3 protein-coding genes are annotated in these 4,341 nt (G+C 62.8%); 1 reads left to right on the top strand and 2 read right to left on the bottom strand.

The window, feature by feature from the left end; all coding sequences use genetic code 11:
- Window positions 1-526: 526 nt before the first annotated feature.
- Window positions 527-1,252 (bottom strand): NAD(P)-binding domain-containing protein, encoded by a 726-nt coding sequence (locus tag ACXAHG_RS23325; RefSeq protein WP_475040451.1) that lies wholly within the window; start codon window positions 1,250-1,252, stop codon window positions 527-529.
- 1 nt (window position 1,253) lies between these two features.
- Window positions 1,254-3,299: an oxidoreductase gene (locus ACXAHG_RS23320; RefSeq protein ID WP_475061186.1), complete on the bottom strand. Its 2,046-nt coding sequence runs from the start codon at window positions 3,297-3,299 to the stop codon at window positions 1,254-1,256.
- A 129-nt stretch (window positions 3,300-3,428) separates the two neighbouring features.
- Here ACXAHG_RS23320 and ACXAHG_RS23315 point away from each other — a divergent pair, with 129 nt between their 5' ends.
- On the top strand, window positions 3,429-4,061 hold the full coding sequence (locus ACXAHG_RS23315; RefSeq protein ID WP_475061184.1) for a TetR/AcrR family transcriptional regulator: 633 nt from the start codon (window positions 3,429-3,431) through the stop codon (window positions 4,059-4,061).
- The last annotated feature ends 280 nt before the right edge of the window (window positions 4,062-4,341 follow it).

Raw genomic sequence — 4,341 nt, 5'->3', positions numbered from 1 at the left:
CCGTCTCTCCGGCCCGTTTCCCGATCCCCGCTGCGTCGCCGCCGCCCCGTCCGGTGTGTCTCAGCTGCGCCTCAGCGCCGCCGGTGAGGGGGCTTTTACGGATACCCCCCAACACCCGCAACCCAAAAAACGCAAAAAACCAAACTTTCCGCAAAGAAAAATCACAAACCAAATAAAAACAACAACTTACGCAGAAAGAAAGTCAGAACCTCTGACCCGCTTGCCGCATCCGAAAACACCCCGGAACCACCCCAGACCCCGCAAAACCGCCCGCACCCCGGCTTACCCACAGACTCGCACCCCTTATCCACAGACTCACACCACGGAACCCACAGAATCCAGGCAAAGGAATCTCCACACAGCCCCGCCCAGCCTTCTTGCTGGTCAAAAATACCCCGGGGGAATTGGGACAAAGAACAAAGGCGGCAAAGGGCAAAGGGCAAAGGGGCAGATGGCAAAGGGGGCAGAGCACCAAACAAAAAGAACGCCGCAACAAGGCGGCGCCCTCAGTGGTCCACAAGAAGACTCAGCCTTCGAGGTCAGCCAATCCTTCGGCGAGGGCTTGGCGCATACCGGCCTCTTCCATGTGCAGCCGCAGCCGCTGGTTAAACCCGCCCGGCGTGTTCAGCGCCTCGATCAGATCCGCGCAGCCGGACCCCTGCAGGCTGGTGGATACCAGCATCCGCAAAAAGGCCTCCCCTTGAGCCGGATCGGAAACCCGCTGCCCAAGCCAGCCGGCAGCCTCTCCCACCAGGCGCGTGGCCGGAGACAGCACGGCCTGGGCCGCCAGATAGGCCCTCAGCTCTGCCCCGTCCTGCAGCGCAAAGACCTGGTTGTCCGGTTCAAAAATCCGGCCAAGCAGCGCGGTATCCCCAAGCGCCATGATTGGCGAGCCGCCCTGGGCAATGCCGGGGAAAGGCATCATGACAGCCGCAGCCCTGGCCGGCGAAGTCCAGCCTGCGACCTGATTCAGGCCGGCACCGGCCATGAAGGAGACCACGTTCTGCCCCTCGCGGAAGGTCAGGTCACCCAGGATGGCTTGCGCGGTTTCCGCCATCAGCCCCAGGAAAACCACGTCGCTGGCGTCGATCACTGCCTGATTTCCCGCCACAGCCACATCGCTGAAGGCCGATGCAAGCGCCGAGGCATGGCTGGCGCTGCGTTCCGATACCGTGATCTTGTGGCCCTTGCCTGCCAAGCCGCGCACCACGGCTGAGGCAATGGTGCCGCATCCCAGGAACCCCAAACGCATATCAAATCTCCTTCATCAGACGCAGCGCATCATAAACCGCCGCGTGCGTGTTGCGTGCGGAAACCGCATCGCCGATACGGAACAGCTGGAACCGGCCCGCAGGATTGGTACGGACCGCTTGCGGCCGGCCGCGCAACAGGGCGTCTTGGTCCACCTCGCCGCGGTTGAGCGATGCGTCCTTGAGCGCAAAGTAGAGATCGTCCAGCGGCAGGGTTCCGTAGTTCAGAACCACCTGATCATAGTCCGCCTGATAGCAGTGGCTGCTGTAGTCCGTGCCAATGGAGGCCGTCAGCCTGTTGCCGCTGCGGGCCAGCCCCTGCAGGCGGCGGGCAACGGTAAAGGTCACATCCTTGTCCTGCAGCGCCCGCATGTAGGGCACCAGGTTCATGCCCATGATGTCCGGGGCAAAGGTTCGGTCGGGGGTCATCACCTCCACCTTTGCGCCCGCATTGGCCGCGGCTTCAGCGGCCATAAGGCCCGGATGATCGCCGCTTTCATCGTAGATCAGCACATGCCCGGCCGGTTTCACATCGCCGGAGATAATGTCCCAGCTGGACACCGCATGAGGCAGACCGGCTCCGGTTTCATGCAGCATCATGCAGGGCATCCCGCCTGTCGCCACGATCACCACGTCCGGGTCGAGCGCTATAATATCTTCTGCTTCAGCCCAGGTGTTGAAGCGGAATTCAACGTCCCGGGCCGCACATTGCGCCATGCGCCAGTCAATGATGCCGATCATCTCTGCGCGGCGCGGATTTTGCGCGGTCAAACGCACCTGGCCGCCCGGCTCCGCCGCGGCCTCAAACACAGTCACATCATGGCCGCGCTCGACGGCTACCCGCGCGGCTTCCAGCCCGCCTGGGCCTGCGCCAACAACGACCACCTTCTTACGCGCCTCAGCCGGAGGGACCTGATGCGGCATGGAAAGCTCGCGCCCGGTGGCCGCATTGTGGATACACAGCGCCTCGCCCGCCTGATAGATGCGGTCGAGGCAATAGGTGGCGCCGACGCAGGGGCGGATATCCTCTTCGCGGCCCTCTGCGATCTTCTTCACAATTTGCGGGTCGGCCATATGAGCCCGGGTCATGCCGACCATGTCCAGCAGACCGCTGGCGACCGCGTGGCGGGCCGTTGCGACGTCCGGGATGCGGGCGGCATGGAATGTCGGCATGCCGGTTGCCTTCTTTACCTCTCCGGCAAAATCCAAGTGCGGTGCCGACTTCATGCCCTGCACCGGGATCACGTCAGTCATCGCCGGGTCGGTGTGGATGCGGCCGCGGATCACGTTGAGGAAATCCACCATGCCGCTGTCCGCCAGACGCTTGGAGATTTCGATCCCTTCCTCAGGGCTGATCCCGCCTTTCTGCGCCTCATCCGCGGTGTACCGCAGGCCGACGATGAAATCCTCGCCAACCCTGTCCCGGACTGCACGCAGCACATCCAGCGGCATGCACATCCGGCTGTCCGGCGATTGGCCGCCATAAGGCCCGTCAAGATCATTGGTCAGCGGGGACCAGAACTGATCCAGCAAGTGGCCATAGACCTGCAGCTCGATTCCGTCCATGCCGCCCTCTTTCATCCGCTCTGCCGCATCGGCGAAATCGGAGATGATGCGGGTGATATCCCAATCCTCTGCCAGTTTGGGAAAGGACCGGTGCGCGGGTTCGCGGTGCCGCGAAGAGCTGACCGACGGCAGCCAGTCTCCCTTGTTCCAGCCGGTGCGGCGGCCCAGGTGGGTGAGCTGGATCATCACCGCTGCGCCGTGCTCATGCACTTGATCCGTGAGGTTGCGGATCCAGGGCACGACTTCGTCCTTGTAGGCCAGGATGTTGTTGAACACCGGCGGGCTGTCGCGGCTGACCGCAGCCGAACCCGCTGTCATGGTCAGCGCCACGCCCGCCTTGGCGCGCTCTGCGTGGTAGGCCGCATAGCGCTCCTTGGGCATTCCGTCCTCGGGATAAGCGGGCTCATGGCTGGTGGTCATAATCCGGTTGCGAAGCGTCAGATGCTTCAGCTGATAGGGCTGCAGCAGCGGATCCTTGGACATGGCCTGAATCTCCTGGAACGACGTCTGGGCTGGCCGCTATCCGATATCAACTTGACACATGTGTCAATTAAACAATCACACCTGTCCGGAAAAGTTGCTCCCGCCCCACGCAACTGCTAAGGCTGAGGCATGACGACACAAGAGCTCTCCCGCACGCGGCTTAGCGAAGAGGACTGGCTGGCCGCGGCATACGACGTGCTGACCGAAAGCGGCGTGGAAGCGGTGAAGGTGATGCCGCTGGCCAAGCGCCTCGGCATGTCGCGCACCAGTTTCTACTGGCATTTCAAGGACCGCGAAGCGCTGCTGGACGCGATGATCCGCCGCTGGGAGGAAAAGAACACCGGCAATCTCGTGGCCCGGACCGAAGCCTATGCCGAAAGCATTGCAGAGGCGCTGTTCAACCTCTTCGACTGCTGGATTGACCCCGAGCTGTTTGATGCCAGGCTGGATCTCGCGATCCGCAACTGGGCGCGCAATGACGCCGGCCTGCAGGCGCGGCTGGACCAGGCGGATGCACGTCGCGAGCAGGCAATGAAACAGATGTTCCTGCGCTTCGGGTATAACGCGCAAGACGCGCTGATCCGCGCCCGAGCCATGATCTATACCCAGATCGGCTATATCTCGATGCAAGTCCGGGAAAGCACCGAGTACCGGATCTCGCTGATGCCAGGCTATATCGAGGTTTTTTCTGGCCAGCCGCCTGCCCAGCATGACTTGGACCGGTTTCTGGCCCGCCACAGCCGAGCGCCGGCTGCGGTTTGAAACGCTGGCCATTACCCGAAAAAGGGCCACTCCCGCCTGCCGCCTAGGCATCCAAGATGCCTGCTGGACAGTTGGGCCAAGCGCCGCGCCCAGGGGGCGCGGCGCGGATCGCTTCGGGCTGCGCCCGAAGCGAAAAACATCGGCAATGCTTCTGCTGAAAACAGACAGATGTGTTTGCCACAGCCGCGCCGAGCGTTAACGCGGGGCCCCGAAAAGCACAGGAGAGGAAACAAAAGTTCCCCACCCGCCCCCTTCCTCCTTCCCCTCCCTCCCTCCTTCA

This window comes from Leisingera sp. ABD4_442 (genome assembly GCF_056160905.1).
This window is presented reverse-complemented; position numbering and strand designations above follow the sequence as displayed.

Coding starts and splice junctions, on each gene's coding strand:
- ACXAHG_RS23315 (WP_475061184.1), top strand. CDS start 3,429: ATGACGACACAAGAGCTCTCCCGCACGCGGCTTAGCGAAGAGGACTGG.
- ACXAHG_RS23325 (WP_475040451.1), bottom strand. CDS start 1,252: ATGCGTTTGGGGTTCCTGGGATGCGGCACCATTGCCTCAGCCGTGGTG.
- ACXAHG_RS23320 (WP_475061186.1), bottom strand. CDS start 3,299: ATGTCCAAGGATCCGCTGCTGCAGCCCTATCAGCTGAAGCATCTGACG.